The 24,569-nt window shown below is 68.0% G+C and carries 21 protein-coding genes and 1 riboswitch; of the genes, 4 read left to right on the top strand and 17 right to left on the bottom strand.

From position 1 onward, the window contains the following. Positions 1-24: 24 nt before the first annotated feature. The 13 genes from ACFPK0_RS02980 to clpB form a co-directional block, all read right to left on the bottom strand. Entirely contained in the window at positions 25-756 is a 732-nt protein-coding gene (locus ACFPK0_RS02980; RefSeq protein ID WP_056084071.1) for an adenosylcobinamide-GDP ribazoletransferase, read from the bottom strand. Continuing rightward, positions 753-1,316: a histidine phosphatase family protein gene (locus ACFPK0_RS02975; RefSeq protein WP_056082153.1), complete on the bottom strand. Its 564-nt coding sequence runs from the start codon at positions 1,314-1,316 to the stop codon at positions 753-755. Before ACFPK0_RS02975 ends, ACFPK0_RS02980 begins: the two co-directional genes overlap by 4 nt. Continuing rightward, positions 1,313-2,359 carry a nicotinate-nucleotide--dimethylbenzimidazole phosphoribosyltransferase gene (gene cobT, locus ACFPK0_RS02970; protein ID WP_056082157.1) on the bottom strand — a complete coding sequence of 349 codons (1,047 nt, stop codon included), beginning with the start codon at positions 2,357-2,359 and terminating at the stop codon, positions 1,313-1,315. The genes ACFPK0_RS02975 and cobT overlap by 4 nt, the downstream gene beginning before the upstream one ends. Further along, positions 2,356-2,877 (bottom strand): bifunctional adenosylcobinamide kinase/adenosylcobinamide-phosphate guanylyltransferase, encoded by a 522-nt coding sequence (cobU, locus tag ACFPK0_RS02965; RefSeq protein WP_056082160.1) that lies wholly within the window; start codon positions 2,875-2,877, stop codon positions 2,356-2,358. Before cobU ends, cobT begins: the two co-directional genes overlap by 4 nt. Beyond that, complete coding sequence (locus tag ACFPK0_RS02960; RefSeq protein ID WP_056082162.1) at positions 2,865-4,340, bottom strand: cobyric acid synthase; 1,476 nt, start codon at positions 4,338-4,340, stop codon at positions 2,865-2,867. Before ACFPK0_RS02960 ends, cobU begins: the two co-directional genes overlap by 13 nt. Continuing rightward, positions 4,337-5,320 carry a threonine-phosphate decarboxylase CobD gene (gene cobD, locus ACFPK0_RS02955; RefSeq protein WP_056082165.1) on the bottom strand — a complete coding sequence of 328 codons (984 nt, stop codon included), beginning with the start codon at positions 5,318-5,320 and terminating at the stop codon, positions 4,337-4,339. Before cobD ends, ACFPK0_RS02960 begins: the two co-directional genes overlap by 4 nt. Next, a complete protein-coding gene (gene cbiB / locus ACFPK0_RS02950; RefSeq protein WP_056082168.1) occupies positions 5,313-6,242 on the bottom strand; it encodes an adenosylcobinamide-phosphate synthase CbiB in 930 nt (309 codons plus the stop codon). Before cbiB ends, cobD begins: the two co-directional genes overlap by 8 nt. After that, positions 6,239-7,522 (bottom strand): cobyrinate a,c-diamide synthase, encoded by a 1,284-nt coding sequence (locus ACFPK0_RS02945; protein WP_377340223.1) that lies wholly within the window; start codon positions 7,520-7,522, stop codon positions 6,239-6,241. Before ACFPK0_RS02945 ends, cbiB begins: the two co-directional genes overlap by 4 nt. Positions 7,523-7,524: 2 nt before the next feature. Beyond that, positions 7,525-8,142 (bottom strand): cob(I)yrinic acid a,c-diamide adenosyltransferase, encoded by a 618-nt coding sequence (gene cobO / locus ACFPK0_RS02940; protein WP_056082174.1) that lies wholly within the window; start codon positions 8,140-8,142, stop codon positions 7,525-7,527. Then, complete coding sequence (locus ACFPK0_RS02935) at positions 8,139-8,756, bottom strand: hypothetical protein (protein ID WP_377338253.1); 618 nt, start codon at positions 8,754-8,756, stop codon at positions 8,139-8,141. The genes cobO and ACFPK0_RS02935 overlap by 4 nt, the downstream gene beginning before the upstream one ends. Positions 8,757-8,759: 3 nt before the next feature. Continuing rightward, positions 8,760-9,338: a hypothetical protein gene (locus tag ACFPK0_RS02930; RefSeq protein WP_377338251.1), complete on the bottom strand. Its 579-nt coding sequence runs from the start codon at positions 9,336-9,338 to the stop codon at positions 8,760-8,762. Positions 9,339-9,367: 29 nt separating this feature from the next. Beyond that, on the bottom strand, positions 9,368-11,218 hold the full coding sequence (btuB, locus tag ACFPK0_RS02925) for a TonB-dependent vitamin B12 receptor (RefSeq protein WP_056082183.1): 1,851 nt from the start codon (positions 11,216-11,218) through the stop codon (positions 9,368-9,370). A gap of 120 nt (positions 11,219-11,338) precedes the next feature. After that, a riboswitch (cobalamin riboswitch) is annotated at positions 11,339-11,585 on the bottom strand. 106 nt (positions 11,586-11,691) lie between these two features. Next, positions 11,692-14,280 carry an ATP-dependent chaperone ClpB gene (gene clpB, locus ACFPK0_RS02920; protein WP_056084074.1) on the bottom strand — a complete coding sequence of 863 codons (2,589 nt, stop codon included), beginning with the start codon at positions 14,278-14,280 and terminating at the stop codon, positions 11,692-11,694. Between the two features lie 156 nt (positions 14,281-14,436). On the opposite strand from clpB, the gene otsB reads away from it, so the two are divergent. From otsB to otsA, 3 genes are read left to right on the top strand one after another with little or no spacing between them, the layout of a single operon-like run. Continuing rightward, positions 14,437-15,279, top strand: coding sequence for a trehalose-phosphatase (gene otsB / locus ACFPK0_RS02915; RefSeq protein ID WP_056082186.1), 843 nt, complete (start codon positions 14,437-14,439; stop codon positions 15,277-15,279). Next, entirely contained in the window at positions 15,239-17,059 is a 1,821-nt protein-coding gene (locus ACFPK0_RS02910; RefSeq protein ID WP_056082189.1) for a glycoside hydrolase family 15 protein, read from the top strand. The genes otsB and ACFPK0_RS02910 overlap by 41 nt, the downstream gene beginning before the upstream one ends. Further along, the gene (gene otsA / locus ACFPK0_RS02905; RefSeq protein ID WP_377338247.1) at positions 17,059-18,483 is read left to right on the top strand and encodes an alpha,alpha-trehalose-phosphate synthase (UDP-forming); all 1,425 of its coding nucleotides are present in this window, start codon (positions 17,059-17,061) and stop codon (positions 18,481-18,483) included. Before ACFPK0_RS02910 ends, otsA begins: the two co-directional genes overlap by 1 nt. A gap of 15 nt (positions 18,484-18,498) precedes the next feature. On the opposite strand, the gene pgeF is transcribed toward otsA, so the two are convergent. From pgeF to rluD, 3 genes are all read right to left on the bottom strand, one after another. Then, entirely contained in the window at positions 18,499-19,257 is a 759-nt protein-coding gene (gene pgeF, locus ACFPK0_RS02900; RefSeq protein ID WP_377338245.1) for a peptidoglycan editing factor PgeF, read from the bottom strand. Positions 19,258-19,321: 64 nt separating this feature from the next. Then, positions 19,322-20,614, bottom strand: a complete 1,293-nt coding sequence (locus ACFPK0_RS02895) for an ArnT family glycosyltransferase (RefSeq protein ID WP_377338243.1) — start codon at positions 20,612-20,614, stop codon at positions 19,322-19,324. Between the two features lie 208 nt (positions 20,615-20,822). Beyond that, on the bottom strand, positions 20,823-21,797 hold the full coding sequence (gene rluD / locus ACFPK0_RS02890; RefSeq protein WP_056082198.1) for a 23S rRNA pseudouridine(1911/1915/1917) synthase RluD: 975 nt from the start codon (positions 21,795-21,797) through the stop codon (positions 20,823-20,825). Between the two features lie 70 nt (positions 21,798-21,867). On the opposite strand from rluD, the gene ACFPK0_RS02885 reads away from it, so the two are divergent. Further along, the gene (locus ACFPK0_RS02885; protein ID WP_377338241.1) at positions 21,868-22,722 is read left to right on the top strand and encodes an outer membrane protein assembly factor BamD; all 855 of its coding nucleotides are present in this window, start codon (positions 21,868-21,870) and stop codon (positions 22,720-22,722) included. 150 nt (positions 22,723-22,872) lie between these two features. Here ACFPK0_RS02885 and ACFPK0_RS02880 read toward each other — a convergent pair whose 3' ends face one another. Further along, the gene (locus tag ACFPK0_RS02880) at positions 22,873-24,564 is read right to left on the bottom strand and encodes an NAD+ synthase (protein ID WP_377338239.1); all 1,692 of its coding nucleotides are present in this window, start codon (positions 24,562-24,564) and stop codon (positions 22,873-22,875) included. Positions 24,565-24,569 lie beyond the last annotated feature (5 nt).

The following is a 24,569-nucleotide window of genomic DNA, read 5'->3' as shown; positions in this document are numbered from 1 at the left end:
GGCTTTTCGTGTCGGCAACCCCGCTCAACCCGCCACGATCCACGCCGCCAGCACGGCCACCTCGACCAGCTCGGTGAGCGCGCCGCAGGGATCGCCGGTCATGCCGCCCAGGCGTTGCAGGCAGGCACGGCGCCACGCGAGGAAAACCAGCGTGGCCACCATCGCACCGAGCAGCCCACGCCAACCCGGCAACAGCAGGCAACCCGCGCCGACCAGCAACAATCCGACCATGCAGGCGCGACGCGGCGCCCCCAGCAACCCACTACCCAGGCCGCCCACGCGCACATAAGGGGTGGTCAGGAAGGCGGCGGTCAGCGCACTGCGCGCCAGCATCGGGGCCAGCAGCAGGGCGACCCAGTCCCACAACGGCAGGCTGGCCAGCGCGGCGAATTTCAACAGCAGCACCAGCACCACGGCGACCACGCCGACCGGGCCGCTGCGCGGGTCCTTCATGATTTCCAGTGTGCGTGCGCGATCACCCAAACCGCCCACCCAGGCGTCCGCGCTGTCGGCCAGGCCATCCAGATGCATCGCCCCGGTCAGGCCGACCCAGGCCAGCAACAGCAGCGCGGAGGCCAGCAGCGGCGGCACGTCGCGCAAGGCCCAGGCCAGCGCCGCCAGGATCGCGCCCAGCAGCAGGCCCACCAGCGAATACCAGGCCAGTGATTGCGACTGCGCCCGCGCGTCGTCGAACACCTTGACCGGTACCGGGATGCGGGTGAGGAAGCCCAGCGCCGCGAGCAGCCCGCGCATCACGCGCAGCCGGCCACGGAAGGCCACGGCAACGGGTGCAGCGAGGCGTGCGGCACGTCGATACCGGCCATGTCACCGTAGTCGCGCCCCTCAACCAGGCAACGCAGCAGGCGGATCGCGCCGCCGTGGGTGACCACCAGCACGCGTCTTCCCTTCCCCTCATCGGCAATGCGGTCAAGCGCGGCGGTGAGCCGGCCACGAAAGGCGGCGAAGGTTTCCGCACCGGGCGGTGGATGCGCCACCGGGTCGGCCCAGAAGCGCCCCAGCGCATCGCCATCGCGCTCGGCCAGGGTCTCGATCGGCACGCCCTGCCAGTCGCCGAAATGGTATTCGGCCAGCCGCGCATCGAGCCGCAACGGTAGCCCGCGCTGGTCGGCCAGTTCGGCGGCGAAGCGGGCACAGCGCTGCAGCGTGGAGGACACCACCGCATCCCATGCGTGGCCGACCACCGCCGCGCGCAACTGCGCCCAGCCCTGTTCGCTCAGCGCGTCATCCAACTGTCCGCGGTAACTGCGCTGGCCGGTATCGCCGTGACGCAGCAGCTCGATATTCGCCGTGGTCATGCCTCGGACACTCCTGCCTGTTCGAACGTGGCCATGCCGTTGTGCAAGGCGCAGGCCAGCCGCAACAACGGAAATGCGATCGCGGCACCACTGCCCTCGCCCAGCCGAAGCCCCAGATCCAGCAGCGGCTCGGCATCGAGCGCGGCCAGCACGCGGGCGTGGCCATGCTCATGCGAGCAATGCGAGAACAGCAGCCAGTCGCGGCAACCCGGATTGATGCGTACCGCCGCCAGCGCCGCCACCGTGGCGATGAAGCCATCGACCAGCACCGGCAATCCGCCCTGGGCCGCGGCGACATACACGCCGGTCAGCGCGGCGATCTCGAAACCGCCGAGGCAACGCAGTTGCTCCAGTACCGTCGTCGCGCCCGCATGCGTGGCCAGTGCCTGCGCAATCACCCGTGCCTTGTGCGCGACGCCACCGGCATCCAGCCCCGTGCCGGCGCCGCTCAGCACGCCGGGCGGCAAGCCAAGCAAGGCACAACCCAGCGCGCTGGCCGCGGTGGTATTGGCGATGCCCATCTCGCCGCCGATGAATATCCGCGCGCCGCCTGCCTGCGCCGCCGCCACGCTGTGCGCGCCGGCATCGAGTGCCGCCTGCAACTGCGCCGTCGTCATCGCCGGCTGCAGGCAGAAATTGGCCGTGGACGCAGCGATGATCGCGCGGCGCACGCCAGTGATTTCGCCCGGATCGTTCACGGTGCCCAGGTTGACTACCTCCAGCGTGGCGCCCAGCTCGTGCGCCAGCACACTGATTGCCGCACCGCCGTTGGCGAAATTGCGCAGCATCTCGCCGGTGACCGCCTGCGGAAAGGCCGACACGCCCTCCTCCGCCACGCCGTGGTCGCCGGCGAAAATGCTGATCCACGCGGGGTCCACGGCCGGCCGTGACGAGCGTTGCAGCGCGGCCAGCCGGACCGCCGCCACCTCCAGTGCGCCCAGCGAACCGGGCGGCTTGGTCAGGCTGGCCTGGCGCGCGCGGGCGCCGGCTTCGATGGACGCGTCGGGTGTGCGACAGGGTTCGAGCAACCAGTTCGACGTCACGGCAAAGTTCCTTTCAGAGTCAGCGGCAAACCGGCCGCCACGAAAATCACGCGGTCACACATCGCCGCCAGCGCCTGATGCAGGCGACCGGCTTCGTCGACGAAGCGGCGGCTGAGTTCGCCCAACGGCACCACGCCCATGCCGATCTCGTTGCTGACCAGCAGGATCTCGCCGGGCAACTGCGGCAGCGTGTCGAGCAAGGCCGCACGTTCGCGCTCAAAGCGCGATGCATCGGCATCGCCGAGCAGGTTGCTCAGCCACAGCGTGAGGCAATCGACCAGCACACAGCGATCCGCACGTGCGTGTTGCCGCAACACCTCGGCCAGTGCCAGCGGCTCTTCCACGCAGAGCCAGTCGGCCGGGCGGCGTGTGCGGTGATGGGCGATGCGTTCGGCCATCTCGCCATCACGCGCCTGCGCCGTGGCGATATAGACCACCGGGCGCGTGCTGGCGAGCGCGAGGCGTTCGGCCAGCGCGCTCTTGCCCGAGCGGGCGCCGCCGAGAATCAGGTTGCGCATGCGTGCTCCTGTCCCAGCAGCCGCGCCAGCGCGGTGGTGTCCAGATGGTTTTCCACGGCATCGGCGAGCCGCTCGATGCTGGCCTCGCGCAACGCGTCCATGTCCAGCGGTTCGGCATCGCGCAGGCCGGCCCAGCGCAACAGCGCGGCAAGTGCCGGCGGCGCGTCGAACAGGCCGTGCAGATAACTGCCCAGCACTTGGTTGTCGGCCGAAATCGCGCCGTCGTGGCGGCCGTCGTCGAGCGCGCTCGATGGCCGTTCCAGTGCCGCTCCGTGACTGATGCCGCAGTGAATTTCGTAGCCCCGCACCTCGGCTCCGTCCAGCGCCAGATGGCCGCGTACCTGGCGCAATTGCTTGGCCGGCGACAAGCTGGTTTCCAGCGCCAGATGGCCCAGGCCCGCGCTGGAGCCGGCGGCGCCCTCGATGCCGTGCGGGTCGTGGATCGCGTTTCCCAGCATCTGCAGGCCACCGCAGATGCCGATGACCTTGCCGCCGTAACGCAGGTGGCGCGCGATCGCCTCGGCCCAGCCATGCGCGCGCAGCCACGCCAGGTCGGCACGCGTGGACTTGGAGCCGGGCAGCACGATCAGATCGCACGGCGGTGGCGTTTCGCCGGGGCCGACAAACTGCAGTTGCACCTGCGGGTGCGCGCGCAGGGCGTCGAAATCGGTGTGGTTGCTGATCCGCGGCAGCGCCGGCACCGCCACGCGCAACGTCGCGCGCGGCTTGGCGGCGACTTCGCGCGGCAACGCGTCCTCCGCTTCCAGTTGCAGCCCGTGCAGGTACGGCAACACGCCGAGCACCGGCTTGCCGGTCTCGCGTTCGAGCCAGTCCAGCCCTGGCTGAAGCAATGCAAGGTCGCCGCGAAAACGGTTGATCACGAAACCGGCCACGCGCTCGCGCTCACTGGGCGAGAGCAGTGCCAGCGTACCGACCAGATGGGCGAACACGCCGCCACGGTCGATGTCGGCGATCAGCAGCACCGGGCAATCCACCGCCTCGGCATGGCCCATGTTGGCGATGTCGTTGGCGCGCAGGTTGATCTCGGCGGGGCTGCCCGCGCCCTCGACGATCAACGCGTCGTACTGCGCCACCAGCCGCGCATGCGAGGCCAGCACCGCCTCGCGCGCGATGCGCTTGTAGCCGTGGTAGCCCACGGCATCCATGTTGGCCACCGCGTGGCCGTGCACGATCACCTGGGCACCGGTGTCGCTGTTGGGCTTGAGCAACACCGGGTTGAAATCGGTGTGTGCGCGCACGCCGGCCGCCTGCGCCTGCACCGCCTGGGCGCGGCCGATCTCGCCGCCATCGACGGTGACCGCCGAGTTCAGCGCCATGTTCTGCGGCTTGAATGGCGCCACCGCCACGCCGCGCCGGCGCAGCCAGCGGCACAGCGCCGCGACCAGCGTGCTCTTGCCCGCGTCGGAGGTGCAGCCCTGCACCATCAGCACGCGGGCGCTCACGCAAGCACCTCGCCCAGCGCATCGTTCAGCCGTCCAAACGCTGCTTCGTCGGCGGGCAGGCCGAAACGCAGGCTGGCCGGCGTGTCGAACAAGCGGGTGAGGATGCCGCGCGCCGCCAGCGCGTGGTGCAGCATGGCGGCGCGGTCGTCGCGGCACCATTGGAAGAACGCCGTGCCCGCCGTGGGCGGCAGGCCGTGGCGCGACAGCAAGGCCTGCAGCTGCGCACTGGCGGCGTGCAGTCGTCCACGCGCTTCGTGATGCCAGCGGCGATCGGCCAGCGCCAGTTTCAGCACGTGCCGTGCCGGCCCGCTCACCGTCCACGGGCCGAGCCGCGTGTGCAGTGCATCGAGCAAGGCCGGCGCCGCGCAGACGAAGCCGACGCGCGCCCCGGCCAGGCCGAAGAACTTGCCCACCGAGCGCAGCACGATCAGTCCCTCTGTCGCCGCATGGCCGCACAGGCTGTGCGTGGGCGTGGCATCCATGAAGGCCTCGTCGACCACCAGCCAGCCACCGCGTGCAGCCAAGGCCGCATGCAGGCGCAACAGCGAGGCCGTGTCGAAACGCTCGCCACCTGGGTTGTTGGGATGGATCAGCACGATCACGTCGTGCCGCGGCGGTGCGGCCAGCAACGCGCTGGCGGGAAGCCGCTCCACCTCATGCCCTGCCCGCTGCCACGCCTGCGCATGCTCGGCGTAACCGGGCGCGATGATGCCCACCCGCGATGGCGGCCGCAGCGTGGGCAAGGCCTGGATCGCCGCCTGCGAACCGGCCACCGGAAGCAGCGCCGGTGCACCGTAGTAAGTGCATGCCACCTCGACCAGGCCGTCGTCATCCTCGGGCAGGCGTTGCCATGCGGTGGCGGGAATCGGCGGCATCGGCCAGCCGAACGGATTGATACCGGTGGACAGATCCAGCCACCGTTCCGGCGCGATACCGTGCTCGCGTGCCGCACGCAGCAGGCGGCCGCCGTGCTCAAGCATGTCGCAGTCCCTCCCGCAGTGCCGCCGCCGATACCAGCACGAGCAACCACAACCCCACGCTCCGACGCACCAGGCGCACGGCGCGAACGATCGTCCCGGCGTCGGGCGGCAGGCCTTCACCCAGTTCGGGGCGCGGCTCCCACACGCCGTGATACGGCGCCGCGCCACCCAGCCGCACGCCCAGCGCACCTGCGCCGGCAGCCATCACCGGGCCGGCGTTGGGGCTGTCCCAGGCGGGCGCCTGCGTGCGCCAGCAACGCCATGCCGGCGCGGTGCAACCCAGCAGCGCGTAGCTCAACGCGGTGAGCCGCGCCGGCAGGTAGTTCAGCACGTCGTCGATGCGCGCCGCGGCCCAGCCGAACCGGTGATAACGCGGCGTGCGATAGCCCCACATCGCGTCGAGGGTGTTGGCCAGCCGATACAGCAGCGCGCCCGGCGCGCCGAGCAGGACAAACCAGAACAGCGCGCCGAACACCGCATCGTTGCCGTTTTCCAGCACCGATTCGGTAGCCGCCGCCGCCACCTGTTGCGGGTCGAGCGCCGCAGTGTCGCGACTGACCATACGCCCCACCGCCACGCGCGCCGCGTCCAGATCACCCGCGCACAAAGCCGCCGCCACCGGCTGCGCATGCTCGCCCAGACTGCGCAGGCCGATCGTCAGATACAGCAGCACGGCACTGAAACCGGCCGACAACCACGGCGACCGCGCGGCCAGTCCATCTGCCAGCCACGCACACAAGACCACCGGCGGCAGCACGGTGATGACCCAGGCCAGCACGCCGGCGGCGCGTCGATCCGCATGGCAACGTGCCTCGACCCGGCGCGCCACGCGTCCAAACCCCACCAGCGGATGCGCCCGACGCGGCTCGCCCAGCCAGGCGTCCAGCAGCACCGCGCCGAGCACGGCCAAGATCATGCTCATGGCTGGAACAAGCCGATGGCCGCAGCCGGGTTCGACGGGAAATAGAAGTGCACGAAGCTGGCCGTCATGCGCTGCCGGCGATACACCGCCTCGCGGCTCGGGCCCTTGTTCGGGTTGATTGCCAGCGCCAAAGGCTCGACCGGAATCTCGGCGCGTGCGTAATGGAACGCATGCCCGCGCAATGTGCCTTCGGGCAACTCGACACCCTGCAGGCCCAACCCGCACAACCGCGTCTGCATGGCCGCGTCGCCACGCAGCAGGCCGGCCATCGGTGAGGCATGGCCTTCGCGGTCCGCCAGCGTGTCGAGCGCGAACAGCAGGCCGCCGCACTCGGCCAGCAACGGCTTGCCGGCATCCACATGTGCGCGCAGGGCCTGGTGCAGATCGTGACGCTGCGACAACGCCGGCAGGTGCAGCTCCGGATAGCCCCCGGGCAACCACACCGCATCGCATGGCGGCAGTGCCTCACCCGCCAGCGGCGAGAAGAATGCCAGCGTGGCGCCAGCTGCGCGCAGCAGGTCGAGGTTGGCCGGATACAGGAAGCAGAACGCGGCATCACGGGCGATGGCAATGCACTGTCCGCGCAAGCTTGCCGGCACCGGTGCCAGCGCGGCGGCATCGAAATCGACGGCTGGCGGCAACGTGGTTGCAGCGTGCTGCGCCCACGCATCGGCCAACGCATCCAGCCGCGTGTCGACGTCACCCACTTCATCGGCCACCACCAGGCCCAGGTGCCGCTCCGGCAAGGCCAGCGCCGCATCGCGTGGCAGTGCGCCCATCCAGGCGATATCCGCCGGCAGGCTCCCGTGCAACAACTGCGCGTGGTAGGCGCTGCCGATGCGGTTGGCGGCTACGCCATGCAGCCGCACGTCCTGGCGATAACGCGCCAGGCCAGTGGCCAGCGCACCAAACGTCTGCGCCATCGCCGCGCCGTCGATCACCGCCAGTACCGGCACACCCAGCCGCGCCGCCAGATCGGCGCTGGACGGGTTGCCGTCGAACAGGCCCATCACGCCCTCGATCAGGATCAGATCCGCCTCGCCCGCCGCCGCATGCAGCCGCGCACGCACGTCGGCCTCGCCGCACATCCACAAGTCCAGTTGCTGGACCGGCGCGCCACTGGCCTTCTGCAGCAACAAGGGATCGAGAAAATCCGGTCCGGTCTTGAATGCCCGCACGCGGCGACCCTGCCGTACATGCCAGCGCGCCAGCGCCGCGGTGACGGACGTCTTGCCCTGGCCCGAAGCCGGCGCCGACACCAGCAGCGCCGGGCACGGCACGCTCACAGCTCGATACCCTTCTGCGCCTTGATGCCGGCCTTGAATGCATGCTTGACCACGCGCATCTCGGTCACCGTGTCGGCTACTTCGACCAGGCCATCGGGCGCACCGCGGCCGGTGATCACCACATGCTGGTTCGGCGGCCGCGCAGCCAGCGCATCGGTCACCTGCTGCAGCTGGATGTAGTCCTTGACCAGGGCGATGTTCAACTCGTCCAGCAGCACGAAGTCGTAGGCCGGATCGGCCAGCATCGCGGCAGCCACCCGCCACGCCGCCTGTGCCTTTTCGATGTCGCGCGACTTGTCCTGGGTCTCCCAGGTAAAGCCCTCGCCCATCACGTGGTAGTCGAGCCCATCGCCTTCGAAACGGCGGAAGAACGCCTCCTCGCCGGTGGAAAAGCTGCCCTTGATGAACTGCACCACGCCGCAACGGAAGCCGTGCCCGAGCGAGCGCGCCAGCATGCCGAAGCCGGACGAGCTCTTGCCCTTGCCGTTGCCGGTGTTGACCACCACCACGCCGCGCTCGATGGTGGCGCGGGCGATCTTGCGATCGACCAGGTCCTTCTTGCGCTGCATGCGTTCGCGGTGGCGCTCTTCCGCATCGATCTCCCCGGCGCTCATGCGCCCTTGACCTGCGGCACGGGACGCCGCACCGCGACCCGAGGCACCAGCGCGTGCAGCGCCACGCCCACGCCGACATAGCCGGCCAGCGTGCCCAGCTTCTGCGGGTAGTAATGCACGATGCGCTCGCCGAAGCCGGCCAGCGTTGGCGCGGGATAATGGCCAGAGAAGACGTAGAAGCCGCCACCGGAAAACACGTACGCCACCAGGGTCGTCACCACCAGCACCAGCGCCAGCCGCGCCAGTCCGGCCAGGTCGGGCGCGTGCCGGCGGGCGTGCAAGCGACCGGCCAGCCACAAGCTGCCGTAGGCCGGCAGCAACGCCCAGTACGCAGGCGACACGCACCATTGGCCGATGGTGCCGGTAGCCAGGCTGCCGAAATCCAGCAGCGAGGCCAGCGCGAACAGCGCGCCGAAGATCCACGCCGGCCGCAGCATCAATCCGGCCAGGAAGAACACCGCCCACGACGCGCTGGGCAGCGCGTTCACGCTGACAACGTGCTGGCCGCGGGTGCAGATCATCAGCATGGCCAGCGCGATACCCGCGATCCAGGACGCTGCCGCGCCTTGCAGCGGAAAGGCAGCGGTCGAACGAGAAACGCCGTTGTCGATCATGTCTCAAACCCCCGTCGTCGTTGCGGCGGGCCGACGCGACAGCCGCGCCTGCACACCATGGATCGCCAGCGCCACCGCCACGTAAGTCAGCGTGGTACGCACGAACAGCGGCCCCCACTGCCACAGCCGCGCCACGTACTCGCTGAAATGCGGTTCCGGGTAGCGACCCCCCAGCCAGTAGAACGAGCCGTTGGAGATGACAAATGACGCCGCGGCCGCCAGTGCGGCCACGCCGAACGCCAGCAGCAGCGATGCGGACGATGCCTGCAGCCGGCCGGCATACCAGCGCCCGGCGTACCACAGCGCCGCATAGGCCGCCGGCAAAAACGCATACGCCGCGGTGATACAGAAGTCGCTGTTGCCGGCGTAACCGACCGAGGCCCAGTCGACCGCCACGGCCAGCCCCAGCATCAACGCGAACTGCCCGTGCTTGCGCAGGTACAGGCCGCCGAGGAAGAACACCGCCATCGACGCATCGGGCAGATGCAGCAGCGAACCCAGGTGATGGAAGCGGGTGGCGACCATCACCACGGCCAGGGTGACGAACAGGTTGATCGAGGTGTTGCGGGACAACGCTTTCATGGCAGTCCTCTCGTGCTGATGGGGCCCGCTCAGCGGGCCGGGCGGTAGTTCAGGGTGAGCAGATAGTTGCGACCGGGCTGGTTGTAGTAGCGCGCGGTTTCGTAGTGGCGGTCGAACAGGTTGTTGAGCGACAGGCACAGGTTCCACGCCGGATCGATGGCGTAGCCGATCCGCAGATCGCCCAGTGCATAGCCGCCCAGGCGGTTCCTGTTGGCGAGGTCGTCGTAGCGCTCGCCGGCGCCGTACAGGCTGCCGCCGATGCTGAAATCGCCGAGCTGGCGGTCGAGGTCGATCCGTCCGCTGCGCCGTGCACGACGCGGCAGCACGTTGCCGTTTTTGCTGCCCGGCGCGACGTCGCGCGGATCGAGCCAAGTGGCGCTGGTGCGCCAGATCCAGTCGGCAAGCGTGCCGCCCGTCGCCAGCTCGACGCCACGGACGCGCGCACGGTCGATATTCGCCGGCGCCATGCTGGCCGCGTTGTAGGCGATCAGGTGATCGATGCGCGTATCGAATCCGTTGAGCGACCACTGGCCCCAGCCGTGGCTGCCGCGCAGGCCCAGCTCCGCGCTGCGCGAGGTCTCCGGGCCGAGATCCGGGTTGCCGTAGCCGGGAAAGTACAGCTCGTTGAAGGTCGGCGTCTTGTACGCCGTGCCATAGCTGGCGGTGAGGCGCAGGGTATCGTTCATCTCCCAACCCCACAGCGCGCTGCCGGTGGTCTTGCCGCCGAACTGGGCGTTGGCGTCGCGGCGCACGCTGGCCTGCAGCGACTGCGTGCCGAAGCTCTGCTGCCACTGGCCAAACACACCGTGGTTGATCCGGTGGTCGGCCGCGTACGCCGTGTCGCTGCCGACGCGGTCGCGCTGCCAGTCATAGCCCGCGCTGAACAACCCGCCCCACATACCAACGTCCGCTTGCAGCGAGCCGAGGTCGCGGCGGGTATCGAAATTGCCGGCGCGGACACCCTTGAGATAGTTGTCGCTGAGGTCCGCGCTGCGGCCGAGATTGGCGGTGATCGACACTTTCTCGGTTGGCGCATAGCGCAACCGCGCGCCAGCCACCTGCTGCACCGTCCTGGCCACGTCGTTGACGGTGCCGTCGTATTCATTGCGACCCGCGGCACGGAACAACCGCATCTCGCCATCCCACGCCTCGTTGAAGCGGTAACCGCCTTGCAGGGTGAGCGAGTTGTTGCGGTAGCCGTCGCGATCGGGGGCGATCACCGGGCAATCGCCGTTCGCCAGCGGCTTGCAGCGGCTGACGTTGATGCCGTCGGTGTGCTCATGCGCCGCGTTGATCGAATACCAGCCCTGCCCGCTGCGACCGGCCATGCCAGCGCTCACCCGCTGCTCGCCGTCGCTGCCTACGCCGAGGCTGGCATGCGGCGAGAACGCGCCCTCGGGGCGGCGGGTGAATATCTGGATCACGCCACCCAGCGCCTCGGAGCCGTACAGGCTGGAGAACGGCCCGCGCACGATCTCGATGCGCTCGATCTGGTCGACCGGGATGTCCTGGATCGCCGCACCGCCGGCCGTGGCCGAACCGATGCGCACGCCATCGACCAGCACCAGTACGTGGTCCGATTCGGTGCCGCGCAGGAACATCGAGGTGGATTTCCCGGGCCCGCCGTTGTTGGCCAACGACATGCCCGGCGTGCCACGCAGCAGATCAATCAATGAGTGGGGTTGCAGCCGGTCGATCTCGGCGCGATCGATCACCGTGACCGCAGCGAGGATGTGCTGCTGGGCCTGCTCGGTGCGGCTGGCGGTGACCACCATCTGATCGAGATCGGTGGCGGCAGCAGCGGCGAATGCCGGTGCAAGGAAAGACAACAGGGCAGCCGCCAGAACCGACTGACGGAAAAACACGACGCGCAACGACACGTGGGTAGCTCCTTTAGCCGCATCAACCCGTACGGCACCATTGAGGTGGCGACAGGCGGCAAAGGAAGCGTGGCGGCAGCATGCACGCGAGGCATGGCCCCCATGACATCGCCCACCGCATGTCTGGTCATACCCGTGGCCGGTCTCCGGGCTCGCGGGCGAAGACTTGCGTCTTCCGGATCAACGCCTTCCCATGCGTGGCGCACAGTGGCTTTGTGTCGATCCGACGGCCGATGAAGGCCATGACCCGCCCACCGTTGCGGGGGCAGCTCCGGAATTGCCATGCGTGCTTGCACACGCACCGCGCACCGGATTCCCGTTTCAACCACCGGCCAGACCGGCAGTCACCTCAGGCAGCGCGCATGGTAGTGCAGATACGACAAGGCCGCCATGACGGACGTCATGGCGGCCTTGTCGGTTTTCACGTCGGCATGTGCAGGCCCGCTGGCGGGCTGGTGCAAGCCGCTCGCGGTTTATCCGCGGAACACTAACTGGCCGCCTTCGGCGCCGACGTGGATGGTGTCGCCGCTCTGGAACTGGCCCTGCAGGATCTGCCGCGCCAGCGGGTTTTCCAGCTGCTGCTGGATCGCCCGCTTCAGCGGCCGCGCGCCGTAGACCGGATCGAAGCCCACGTTGCCCAGCAAGGTCAGCGCCTCATCGCTGACGTCCATGCGCAACTGGCGCTCGGCCAGGCGCTTCTCCAGATACTGCAGCTGGATGCGCGCAATGGCGCGAATCTGCGTCTTGTCCAGCGGACGGAACACCACGATCTCGTCCAGCCGGTTGATGAACTCGGGCCGGAAGTGCGCCTGCACCACGCCCATCACGGAGGCCTTCATCTGGGTGTACTGCTCTTCCGCGTCGCCGCCGTTTTCGGACGCGTCCTGGATCATCTGCGAACCCAGGTTCGAGGTCATCACGATCACCGTGTTGCGGAAATCCACGGTGCGGCCCTGGCCGTCGGTGAGGCGGCCATCGTCCAGCACCTGCAGCAGGATGTTGAACACGTCCGGGTGGGCCTTCTCCACTTCGTCCAGCAGGATCACGCTGTACGGCCGGCGGCGCACGGCTTCGGTGAGGTAACCGCCTTCCTCGTAGCCCACATAGCCCGGGGGCGCACCGACCAGCCGCGAGACGGAGTGCTTCTCCATGAACTCGCTCATGTCGATGCGCACCATCGCGTCGGTGGTGTCGAACATGAACTCGGCCAGCGCCTTGCACAGCTCGGTCTTGCCCACGCCGGTGGGGCCCAGGAACAGGAACGAGCCGTTCGGCCGGTTCGGGTCGGACAGGCCCGCGCGTGAGCGGCGGATGGCGTCGGCCACGGCATGCACCGCCTCGTCCTGGCCGACCACGCGCTTGTGCAGCTCGTCTTCCATCTTCAGCAGCTTGTCGCGCTCGCCTTCCAGCATCTTGCTGACCGGGATGCCGGTCCAGCGCGCCACCACCTCGGCGATTTCCTCGGCGGTGACTTTCGTCTGCACCAGCTTGAAATCCTGCGTTTCGGCGGTCTGTGCCGCGGCGAGCTGCTTCTCCAGCGCGGGCAGCTTGCCGTACTGGATTTCACTCATCCGCGCGTAATCCTGCGCGCGCCGGGCGGCCTCCAGATCCTGGTTGGCTTGCTCGATCTGCTCCTTCACCTTGGTGGTGCCTTGCAGCGCGGCCTTCTCGGATTTCCAGATTTCGTTGAGGTCGGAGAACTCGCGTTCCAGTTTCTCGATATCGGTTTCCAGATCGGCCAGGCGCTGCTTCGACTCGCTGTCCTTTTCCTTCTTCAGCATCTCGCGCTGGATCTTGAGCTGGATCAGCCGACGTTCCAGTCGGTCCAGCTCCTCGGGCTTGGAGTCGATCTCCATACGGATGCGCGAGGCGGCCTCGTCCATCAGGTCGATCGCCTTGTCCGGCAGCTGGCGGTCGGCGATGTAGCGATGCGACAGCGTGGCGGCGGCCACGATGGCCGGGTCGGTGATCTCCACGCCGTGATGCACGGCGTAGCGCTCCTTCAGCCCGCGCAGGATGGCGATGGTGTCCTCGACGGAAGGCTCGCCCACGAACACCTTCTGGAAGCGCCGCTCCAGCGCGGCGTCCTTCTCGATGTACTTGCGGTATTCGTCCAGCGTGGTGGCGCCGATGCAATGCAGCTCACCGCGGGCCAGCGCCGGCTTCAGCATGTTGCCCGCATCCATCGAGCCTTCGCCCTTGCCGGCGCCGACCATGGTGTGCAGCTCGTCGATGAACAGGATCACCCGACCTTCCTGCTTGGACAGGTCGCTGAGCACGGCCTTCAGCCGCTCCTCGAACTCGCCGCGGAATTTCGCCCCCGCGATCAGCGCGCCCATGTCCAGCGCCAGCACGCGGCGGCCACGCAGGCCCTCCGGCACTTCGTCCTTGATGATGCGCTGGGCCAGGCCTTCGACGATGGCGGTCTTGCCCACGCCAGGCTCGCCGATCAGCACCGGGTTGTTCTTGGTGCGCCGCTGCAGCACCTGGATGGTGCGGCGGATTTCCTCGTCGCGGCCGATCACCGGGTCGAGCTTGTTTCGCTCGGCGCGTTCGGTGAGGTCGATGCAGTATTTCTCCAGCGCCTGGCGCTGCTCCTCGGCGTTCTCGCTCTGCACCTTTTCGCCGCCGCGCAGCTTCTCGATGGCCGCTTCGAGATTCGCCTTGTTCGCGCCCGCCGCCTTCAGCGCCGTGCCCAGCTCGCCCTTGTCCTCCAGCGCCGCCAGCACGAACAGCTCGCTGGCGATGAACTGGTCGCCGCGCTGCTGGGCCAGCTTGTCGGTGAGGTTGAGCAGGCGGTTGAGGTCATTGCCGAGGTTGATGTTGCCTTCCTCGCCGCTGACCCGCGGCAATCGCTCCAGCATGTCATTGACGCGCTGTTGCAGCGCCGGCACGTTGATCTGCGCCTGGGTCAGCAACGGCGCGGTGGAGCCGCCCTGCTGGTTGAGCAGCGCGGCCATGACATGGGCCGGTTCCAGCATGTTGTTGTCGCGGCCCACGGCCAGCGATTGCGCGTCGGCCAGCGCCTGCTGGAAACGCGACGTGAGTTTGTCCATTCGCATCGTGATGTCCACCATCGAGGTTGGCGCGAGGCGCGCCGCTGACATGCGACATGCGGACGGACGTCGATGATTCAAGCGCATCGGCAGCCATGCGAGTCGCTCGACCGCGCCTCCTCGCAAGCTTCCTTTCACACCGCGTTTGCTAGAGTCATCCGGATGTCGACCGCGAATCCCGCCACCGCGAACGCGCCACCGGCCGCACTTCCACCGCCGCCCCTGCCCACCGCCGATGCGCGCTGGGCGCTGTTCCTCGACGTCGATGGCACCTTGCTGGATTTCGTCGACGACCCGTTGGCGGTATCCGCCGGCGCCCCGCTGCGGGAGCTGCTGCACGCGCTGCATCGGGCGCTCGATGGCGCCATGGCGCTGGTCAGCGGTCGTGGCGTGGCTGACCTTGACCGCATCTTCGGCGCCTCGCACTGGGCCGCTGCCGGCCTGCACGGCCTGCAGTTGCGGCGTGCCGATGGCAGCGTTCGCGAGATCGCCACCGACCCTGCGCAGCAGGCGCAGCTGTGCCGCGCCGCGCAGGCGCTGGCCGCCCGTTTCGAAGGTGTGACGTGGGAGGACAAACACAACGGCGTCGCCCTGCATTGCCGCCGCGCGCCCGCGCAGTTCGCGCCGCTGCAGGCGGCGGCCATCGCCCTGCTGCCGCAGCTGCCCGGCTACGAACTGCAGCCGGGCAACCTGGTGCTGGAGTTCAAGCCCGCGGGCATGGACAAGGGCAAGGCGTTGCTGGAGCTGCTGGACAGCGAACCGTTCCGCGGCCGCTTGCCGATCTACCTGGGCGACGACCTCACCGACGAGCATGCTTTTGCCAGCATCAACGAAGGTCATGGCATCAGCGTGCGCGTGGGCAACCGTGAACCCACCCATGCCCGTTTCACATTGTCTGGCCCTGCTGCCACGCAAGCTTGGCTGGATCGCGTCCTGGACGCCCTGATGCAAGGAACCCCCGCCCATGCCCCAATCCCCGGAGGCCACACTGCCCGCCAGCCTTGAGCTCGGCGTGATCGGCAACGGCAGCGTTGCCGCACTGATCGACAGCCACGCGCGCATCGTATGGTGCTGCCTGCCCCGCTTCGACGATGACGCCAGCTTCTGCGCGCTGCTGTCGCCCACCACCGAGGGCGGCGACTGGTCGATCGAGCTGGAGGATTTCGACCACGCCGAGCAGTACTACCTGCAGAACACCGCCGTGCTGGTCACCCGCCTTTTCAGCCGCCACGGCGACGCGGTGGAGATCATCGATTTCGCGCCCCGGCATCGCTCCAACGGCCGCTTCTACCATCCGGTGATGCTGGCGCGCCGGGTCAGTCCGATCAGCGGCTCGCCGCGCATCCGCGTGCGCCTGCGCCCACTGTGCGACTACGGCGCGCGCGTGGCGCCCACCACGTCGGGCAGCAATCACATCCGCTACCTGCTGACCAGCGTGGTGCAGCGCCTGACCAGCGACGTGGCCACGCCGCTGATCGAGCGCGGGCTGGCGTTCGGGCTGGATCGCCCGGCCCATTTCATCTTCGGCCCCGACGAAACCCTCAGCGAAAGCCCCACGGTGTTCTTCCACCTGATGCTGGAGCGCACGCTGGAATACTGGCGCGAGTGGGTGCGCTACCTGTCGGTGCCGTACGAATGGCAGGACGCGGTGATCCGCGCCGCGATCACGCTGAAGCTGTGCCAGTACGAGGCCACCGGCGCCATCGTGGCGGCGCTGACCACCTCCATCCCCGAATCCGCCGGCACCGCGCGCAACTGGGATTACCGCTACTGCTGGCTGCGCGACGCCGCGTTCACCGTGCGCGCGCTGAACCGTCTTGGCGCCACCCGCACGATGGAGGAATACATCCGCTACGTGTTCAACCTGATCGCGGCGCAACCGGACCCGGAAACCGGGGATGCGGAGATCGGGCCGGTGTTCGGCATCACCTTCGAGCGCGAGCTGACCGAGCGCCAGGTGCCCAGTCTGGCCGGCTACCGCGGCATGGGTCCGGTGCGCGTGGGCAACGACGCCTGGCGCCAGCGGCAGAACGATGTCTACGGCTCGGTGGTGCTGGCGTCAGCGCAGTTGTTCTTCGACCGCCGACTGGAGCACCGCGGCGACAAGCTCACCTTCCAGCGGCTGGAACGCATGGGCGCGCTGGCGCTGCGCACCGCCGAGGAGCCGGATGCCGGGCTGTGGGAGTTCCGCGGCCGCGCCGCCGTGCACACCTATTCGGCGGCGATGTGCTGGGCCGCCTGCGACCGGCTGGCACACATCGCCACCGAACTGGGGCTGGACGAGCGTGCGCGCTACTGGCACGACGAGGCGGTGCAATTGCATGCGCGCATCGAGGCGCGCGCGTGGAACGCCGAGCTGGGCCATTTCGTGGATGCCTACGATGGCCATCATCTGGACGCCAGCCTGTTGCTGCTGGCCGACATCGGCTTCGTCGAGCCGATGGACCCGCGTTTCATCGCCACCGTGGACGCCATCGGCGCGGCTCTGGGCCGCGGCGAATACCTGTTCCGCTACATCGCCCCGGACGATTTCGGTGCGCCGGAAACCAGCTTCAACATCTGCACGTTCTGGTACATCGAGGCGCTGGCCGCCACCGGCCGCAGAGACCGGGCGCGGGCGATGTTCGAGCACATGCTGAAGAAGCGCACTGCGCTGGGGTTGTTGTCCGAAGACCTTGCACCCGACAGCGGCGAGCACTGGGGCAATTACCCGCAGACGTACTCGCTGGTGGGGCTGATCCAGGCCGCCATGCGCCTGTCGCGCCGCTGGGAGGATGCCCTGTGATGGCCAACCGCAACACCAAGGGGCGCCTCGTTGTCGTCTCCAACCGCGTGGCCTTGCCGCGACAAACCGCGACCGGCGGCCTCGCCTCCGCGCTGCAGGCGGCGCTGCACGAACTGGGCGGCCTGTGGTTTGGCTGGAGTGGCAAGCTGGCCGCGGAAACCGGTGCCGAGGTGCATCGCCTGCACGACGCCAAGGTGGATTACGCCACCATCGACCTGTCGCGCGCCGACCACGACGACTTCTACACCGGGTTCGCCAACGGCACGCTATGGCCGATGCTGCATTACCGCCCCGACCTGGTGGATTACCAGCGCAGCCATCTGGAAGGCTATCTGCGCGTCAACGAGATCTTCGCCCAGCACCTGTGCAAGCTGATCACGCCAGAGGACGTGCTGTGGGTACACGACTATCACCTGATTCCGCTGGCCGCGATGCTGCGCCAGCGCGGCGTCAGGAACCGCATCGGCTTCTTCCTGCATACGCCGTTGCCGGCCGCCGGCCTGCTGATCGCCCTGCCCAACCACCGCGAGTTGCTGGAAACCCTGGCCAGCTACGACCTCATCGGCGTGCACACCACCCGCGACCTGCGCGCGCTGGAGGACTATTTCCTGCATGAGGCGGGTGCCTCCATGCGCCTGGGCGGACGCATGCGCTCGGCCGGCGGGCGGATATTCCGCGCCGCGGCGTTCCCCATCAGCATCGACACCGCGGGCATCGCCAGGACGGCCAGCGACGCCGGCGCGCACAAGGAGATCAACCAGCTGCGCACCAGCCTGGATGGGCGCGCGCTGATCATCGGCGTCGACCGGCTGGATTATTCCAAGGGCCTGCCGCAGCGCTTCGAGGCGTTCGCGCGGCTGCTGGAACGCGCACCGGAGCTGCACCGCCAGGTCACCTTCATGCAGATCGCGCCGCCCTCGCGCGGCAGCGTGCTGGAATACCGGCAGATCCGCCGCGAACTGGAACGCAGCGCCGGCCACATCAACGGCAAGTACGCGACCCCCGACTGGGCGCCGCTGCGCTACATCAACAAGTCGTTTCCCCATCGATTGCTGGCCGGCTACTACCGCACCGCGCGCGTCGGCCTGGTGACGCCGCTGCGCGACGGCATGAACCTGGTGGCCAAGGAATACGTGGCATCGCAGAACCCCGACGATCCGGGTGTGCTGATCCTGTCGCGCTTCGCCGGCGCGGCGCAGGAGCTCACCACCGCCTTGCTGGTCAACCCGGCCGATACCGAAGAGGTGGCCGACGCGCTGCAGCGCGCGCTCAACATGCCGCTGCCCGAACGGCGCGACCGCTGGCGGGCGATGATGAAGGTGCTGGAGCACAACGACATCACGTTCTGGCGCAAATCCTTCCTCAGCGCATTGACCGAAAAAGCGCCGGTGGCGCAACGGCGGGTCGCCGAGACGCTGGGCTGAGCGACGCGCGGTGCGTCAGCCGCGCCTGGATGGTTCCAGCCAGATCAGGCTGGCGAACCGGCCGCTCCCGGCAGCATCCCGGCGGTACGAATAAAAACGGGGGTCGGCAAAGGTGTCGAAGCCGCCGCCGCTGACCTGCCTCACGCCAGCCGCCTGCAGACGCTGGCGTGCCAGCCCGGCCAGATCGCACAACCAGTGGCCGGGATGCGTCGGCTCGAAGCACGCCGAGGCGGCGGCATCGCGTGCCACGAAGGCCGCGCGCACCTCGTCGCCCACTTCATACGACGCCGCGCCGATGCACGGCCCCAGCCAGGCCAGCACGTCGCCGCGCGGCGACGCCATCTGCTCCAGCGTCGCCTCCAATACACCGCCGGCCAACCCGCGCCAACCCGCATGCGCGGCGGCGATTTCACGCCCATCCACGGCGCAGAACAGCACCGGCAGGCAATCGGCGGTGAGGATGGACAACACCGTACCCGGCACCCGCGACACCGCCGCATCGGCCACCGGCTCGTCGGCGCTGGGCAACGGCCCCAGCTCGGCCACCTCGCTGCCGTGCACCTGCCGCAACCAGCGCGGCGCCGCAGGCAGCGCCAAGGCCTGCTGCAGGGCGCTGCGGTTGGTCGCCACCGCCTCGGCCATGTCGCCATTGCGCAGGCCAAGGTTGAAACGCTCGAACGGCGCCGCGGACACACCCGGCCCATGCCGCGTGGTGACCGCCGCATGCACCTGCGGCGGCGCGGGCCAGTCGGGGAAAATCCAGGCTTCGGTCATGACGGCACGGTCCAAAAACAATCTGACATCACGAGCCCTTGCTGCATGACGTTGCTCTGGCCCCTCATGCCGCGCCCTCGGATTGTCCCGCCTTCCGCCGCCGCACCCAGGTAACGAGGCATCCCAGCGCGAAGATCGCCAACAGATAAGTCAACGGCCGAAACGGCACGCTGTAGCGCGACAGCGGGAGTGCCGCCAAATGCACCAGCACGAAATAAGCATGGATGAAAGCTGCCGCCCGCATGCCCATAACGGCTGGCGCGGGCAGCCATCGGGTTGCCGCCGGCACAAACGCAAACAGCGTCCCGACAAGCCCCAGCAGCATCAGCAGCGGATGGAGACCAACCATCACCGACATCAGGACGATCAAGCCATGATTGGAGAGCCACGGCGAGCGGTGGACGGGGTATTCGAACAGGTTTTTCCAGCCGCTCTGCTCCGTCCAGGCAAACAGCGCCATCGGCTTGCCCACGACATACCAGCGGAGCATTTGCCAGGGATGGGCGCGAAACTTGCCCGCAAGATCGACCAGCGCGGCGCGCACGCTGGACTCGGCTTGCGCCGCCGCCGGATCACCGCGGTAGGGATAACCAAAGGTCGCAGGATCGCCTCCGCGCATCATGTCCGGATAGCTGCCCTGATGAATCGTCACCGCCATCGCATGCGACTGCTTCTGGTGCGAAACCTGCGTATTCCGCACCCACCATGGCGTCATCACGGCAACGAAACCGAGCAGGAATATAGATGTAATCATCCACTGGCGCCGCCACGCCGGCACGGCGAGGGCCAGGCCGAGCACGACCCAAGCCAGTTGGTCCAGCGTGGGCCGAAGCAGGCAGGCCACGCCCAGGCAGAGGCCGGCAACTGCCATCAGCGCGGCCCGCCGCCTCGACGACGGCGCCATCAGCCCGCACGCCGCCGCCATCACGAAACCCGTGAGCGCGAGGGAAAACGGCGTTTCTGTAAGCAGGTAGGGCACGTAGACCACCAGATGTGGACTCAGCGCGGTAAGCACCGCCACCGGGATCGCCCACAACCAGCCAAGCAACCGCGCCGCCAGCAGGCCGACGAGCCACACCACGAGCGCACCCAGCCATGCCTGCGCCACGACCACGTGATGGATGAAGCCACCCAGGTCGCCGAGATCGAAAAACGGTGCCAGGAACAGGGGGTAACCGGGCGGGCGCTTGGCGTCCGGCAACAGCTGTCCATTGAACTGGCCCACCAGCACGTGGGGGTCGGACGAATACACGCCATGCAAGGTGAGATTGGCCGCATAACTCACGTAGTCGCGGGCGTCATTGCGGATGGGGACGTCAACCTGCGTACCCACCGCTGTCCACCAGCGCAACGCCAACCCCAGCAGGACGATGACGAAAAGCGCGGGCAGGAACCAGCGTGGTCGCGGTACGGCGGCGTTCCCGATGTCAGTTGTCGTCAAGGCTGCATACTCAAGTGTGCTGCCGCACGCACTCGTGGTGGCGTGGGCAGTTGGGAGAAATCCAGGATTCGGTCATTTTTTCGGGATCGACGAGCGTCGCATGCCTTGGGTTTTCTTCCCCGCCTCAGTAATGGTCCGAGCCGTGTTCGGCCAGGTCCGCCCGCAACGCCTCGATCAGCAACTGCAGGTCGGCCGGCCGCTCGGCGCTGAAGGACACCGTTTCACCGGTGGCGGGGTGGCTGAAGGACAGCTTTTCGGCGTGCAGCGCCTGGCGCCGAAAGCCGCGCAGCGTGGCAGCCAGTTCCGCTGAAGCACCCTTGGGCAGCTTCAGCCCGCCGCCGTAGAGCGGATCGCCGATCAGCGGATGCTGGATATGCGCCAGATGCACGCGGATCTGGTGCGTGCGCCCGGTTTCCAGCTGGCACTGCACCAGGCTGTGGGCGCGGAAGCGTTCGCGCAGGCGGTAGTGGGTGACCGCGCGCTTGCCGTCCTCCTCGTCGCGCACGGCCTGGCGCAGGCGGTCGCCCATGCTGCGACCGATGGGTTCATCGACCGTGCCGCCGGCCACCATCGTGCCCAGCACCACCGCCTCGTACTGGCGCTCCACTTCGTGCCGCGACAGCAGGTCGACCAGTGCCGTGTACGTAGGCAGCGTGCGCGCCACCACCATCAGGCCGGAGGTGTCCTTGTCCAGCCGGTGCACGATGCCCGCACGGGGCAGTTCGGCCAGCTTGGGATCGCGGAACAGCAACGCGTTGAGCAGGGTGCCCGCCGGATTGCCGGCGCCCGGGTGTACCACCAGGCCCGCCGGCTTGTTCAGCACCAGCAGGTGGTCGTCCTCGTGCACGATGTCCAGCGCGATGTCTTCCGGCGCGCTGGTGACCTCGTTCTCCAGCTCCGCCTGCAGCACCACCTGCTCGCCACCGCGCAGCAACTGGCGCGGCGGCACCTGGGCGCCGTCGAGCGTCACCGCGCCGGACTTGATCCAGCCGCTGAGACGCGAGCGCGAATAATCGGGGAACATCTCGGCCAAAGCCTGGTCGAACCTGCGTCCTGCGGCGGTCAATGGCACCGCCGCTTCCTGCCTGATGGTGGTCACGCCGGGCTCCGCGAGGCCGGGCCGGTTTCCGCTATCATGCCTTTTCGATCAAACATCTGAATTCTTTCCCATGCGCGTAATGAAGTTGCCGAAGTTCGACTTGCCTGTCCTGAAGGGGCTCATCGTGATCGCCGTGGTCGTGTCGCTGAGCGCCTGCTCCATATTCCGGAACAAGCATGACTCGCTCGACACGATGCCGGTGGACGCGCTGTACAACAAGGCGCACGTCTCGCTGGAGAAATCCGATTACGCCGCCGCCGGCAAGGCCTTCCAGCGCCTGATCGCACGCTTCCCCTCGGGTGAGTACAACGAACAGGCGCAGCTCGAACTGGCCTATGCGCAGTACAAGGCCAACCGGCCCGACGACGGGCTTTCGACGGTGAACCGGTTCATCAAGACGTATCCGACCAACAAGCACGTCGATTATGCCTACTACCTGCGCGGCCTGATCAATTTCGACCGTACCGGTGGCGCGATCGAGCGCCTGCTCAAGCGCAGCGACCAGCAGTCGCGGCGCGACCAAGCTTACAACCTGCAGGCGTTCGACGATTTCTCCGAGCTGGCGCGCCGCTTCCCGGACAGCGCCTACACCGCCGATGCGCGCCAGCGGATGATCTACCTGCGCAACGTGCTGGCCCAGTACGAGATCAACGTGGCCGAGTTCTACCTGCGCAACAAGGCTTATGTGGCCTCGGCCGATCGTGCCCAGTACGTGATCGAGCATTACCAGCAGGCACCACAGACCGGCGACGCGCTGGCCATCCTCAGCCGCAGCTACCTGTCGATGGACCAGAAGGACCAGGCCGAGCAGGTGCGCAAGGTGCTGGCGCTGAACTATCCCGATCATCCGTATCTGGACGACCCCAAGTGGCCGCACCCGCCGTCCACCTTGCGCAAGATGGTGCCGTTTTCGGGGCATCATTGAGGGAGCGGTTGGGTGAAGGAAAAAAACCGGCGCTGAGCCGGTTTTTTTTGTGTCGGGTGCGGGAGAGGGGGCGATGGCGGTGGGCGGGATCGCTCCATAGGCATGATCGCAGTCGTCAGCGGTGAGGATGAATGGATTGCGGAGGATTTATCACTTCCATCCGGAAGTGATGGGATACCTCCGCTCCCTTCCGAACGCCCGCGTGGTCACCCGCGGCCCTGGCGCGGACTGGCGGCGCTTGAACTCGTTGGCCAGCACCAGGCGCACCACACGGTGCACGGTGTCGGCGTCGAAACCCTGCGCCACGATCTCCGCCTGCGATTGCTCGCGTTCGATGAAGCGGTTGAGAATGCCATCCAGTTCGTCGTACGCAGGCAGCGAATCCTGATCGGTCTGGTTGTCGCGCAGTTCGGCCGATGGTGGGCGGTCGATGACTTCTTCCGGGATTGGGGATTTGGGATTTGAGATTCGTGAAAGGCCGCCGTCTGGCGAGGATTCGCTCTGCCGAATCCCGAATCCCCAATCCCCAATCCCGGCCTTGTTACGCCAGCGCGCCAACCGGTACACCACCGTCTTGTACACGTCCTTCAGTGGCGCATACGCGCCGCACATGTCGCCATAAAGCGTGGCGTAACCCACTGCCATCTCGCTCTTGTTGCCGGTGGCCAGCAGCAGTTGGCGGTGCTTGTTGGACAGCGCCATCAGCATCACGCCGCGGGTGCGTGATTGCAGGTTTTCCTCGGCGGTATCGGCCGCCTTGCCAACGAACGCCGGGGTCAGCGCATCCACGAAGGATTCGTACGTGGCCTCGATCGAGATCACGTGATATGCCACGCCGAGCCGTTCGGCCTGCGCCTGCGCGCCATCCAGCGACAACTGCGAGGTGTAGCGCGTGGGCATCATCACCGCGGTGACGCGATCGGCGCCCAGCGCATCCACCGCCAGCGCCAGGGTCAGCGCGGAATCGATGCCGCCGGACAGGCCCAGCAGCACGCCGGGGAAGCCGTTCTTGTCGATGTAGTCGCGAATGCCGCGCACCAGCGCGCGATACAGCGTGGCGTCGGCGCTGGGGTCAGCGGCGAGCGGCCAGTCCTGCGCAGTCAGTGTGCGGGTTTCGGTATCGAATTCCGCCCATAGCAAGGCGTCCACGAACGCCGGTGCACGCGCGGCGACGGAGCCGTCGCCATTGACCAGGATCGAGGCGCCGTCGTAGACCACCTCGTCCTGGCCGCCGACCAGATTGAGATAGGCGATCGCGCAGCCGGTCTCCCGCGCGCGCGCCACCAGCACGGCCTCGCGCTCGGCCTGCTTGGCGTCGTCCCACGGCGAGGCATTGATCACCAGCAGCAATTGCGCACCGGCCGCCGCCGCCTGCGCGGCCGGTTCGCTGCGCCAGACGTCCTCGCAGATCAACAAGCCCACGGTGACACCATCGATCACCGCCGTGGCGGTTTCGTGGCCGGGCTGGAAATAGCGCATGTCGTCGAACACGCCGTAGTTCGGCAACGCCTGCTTGTGCGCCGTCACCTCGATGCGGCCTTGGCGCAGCAGGCTGGCGGCATTGAACACTTCGCCTTCGCTGTGCGGATGCCCGACCAGCACGGCGACGTCAGCGGAACCCGCGGCCAGCACCGCCAGTTCGCTCTGGCAGGCCGCCAGGAAACTGGGACGCAGCAACAGATCCTCGGGCGGATAGCCGCTCAACGTCAGCTCCGGAAACGCCACCAGCGCCGCCCCGCCCGCCGCGGCCGCGGCGGCGAGCTGGCGCACGCGATTCGCGTTGGCAGCCACCGCGCCGACCGGGAAATCCTGCTGGGCCAATGCCAGACGCAACTTTGCCATGGCGA

Origin of the sequence: Rhodanobacter ginsenosidimutans, from assembly GCF_042655685.1 — a bacterium.
GTDB lineage: Bacteria > Pseudomonadota > Gammaproteobacteria > Xanthomonadales > Rhodanobacteraceae > Rhodanobacter > Rhodanobacter ginsenosidimutans.
This window is presented reverse-complemented; position numbering and strand designations above follow the sequence as displayed.

What these genes read in the sequence shown, in the direction of transcription:
- ACFPK0_RS02975 (WP_056082153.1), bottom strand. Translation starts at nt 1,316, where the DNA reads ATGACCACGGCGAATATCGAGCTGCTGCGTCACGGCGATACCGGCCAG.
- cobU (WP_056082160.1), bottom strand. Translation starts at nt 2,877, where the DNA reads ATGCGCAACCTGATTCTCGGCGGCGCCCGCTCGGGCAAGAGCGCGCTG.
- cobD (WP_056082165.1), bottom strand. Translation starts at nt 5,320, where the DNA reads ATGCTTGAGCACGGCGGCCGCCTGCTGCGTGCGGCACGCGAGCACGGT.
- cbiB (WP_056082168.1), bottom strand. Translation starts at nt 6,242, where the DNA reads ATGAGCATGATCTTGGCCGTGCTCGGCGCGGTGCTGCTGGACGCCTGG.
- cobO (WP_056082174.1), bottom strand. Translation starts at nt 8,142, where the DNA reads ATGAGCGCCGGGGAGATCGATGCGGAAGAGCGCCACCGCGAACGCATG.
- ACFPK0_RS02935 (WP_377338253.1), bottom strand. Translation starts at nt 8,756, where the DNA reads ATGATCGACAACGGCGTTTCTCGTTCGACCGCTGCCTTTCCGCTGCAA.
- ACFPK0_RS02930 (WP_377338251.1), bottom strand. Translation starts at nt 9,338, where the DNA reads ATGAAAGCGTTGTCCCGCAACACCTCGATCAACCTGTTCGTCACCCTG.
- clpB (WP_056084074.1), bottom strand. Translation starts at nt 14,280, where the DNA reads ATGCGAATGGACAAACTCACGTCGCGTTTCCAGCAGGCGCTGGCCGAC.
- otsB (WP_056082186.1), top strand. Translation starts at nt 14,437, where the DNA reads ATGTCGACCGCGAATCCCGCCACCGCGAACGCGCCACCGGCCGCACTT.
- ACFPK0_RS02910 (WP_056082189.1), top strand. Translation starts at nt 15,239, where the DNA reads ATGCCCCAATCCCCGGAGGCCACACTGCCCGCCAGCCTTGAGCTCGGC.
- otsA (WP_377338247.1), top strand. Translation starts at nt 17,059, where the DNA reads ATGGCCAACCGCAACACCAAGGGGCGCCTCGTTGTCGTCTCCAACCGC.
- pgeF (WP_377338245.1), bottom strand. Translation starts at nt 19,257, where the DNA reads ATGACCGAAGCCTGGATTTTCCCCGACTGGCCCGCGCCGCCGCAGGTG.
- ACFPK0_RS02885 (WP_377338241.1), top strand. Translation starts at nt 21,868, where the DNA reads ATGCGCGTAATGAAGTTGCCGAAGTTCGACTTGCCTGTCCTGAAGGGG.
- ACFPK0_RS02880 (WP_377338239.1), bottom strand. Translation starts at nt 24,564, where the DNA reads ATGGCAAAGTTGCGTCTGGCATTGGCCCAGCAGGATTTCCCGGTCGGC.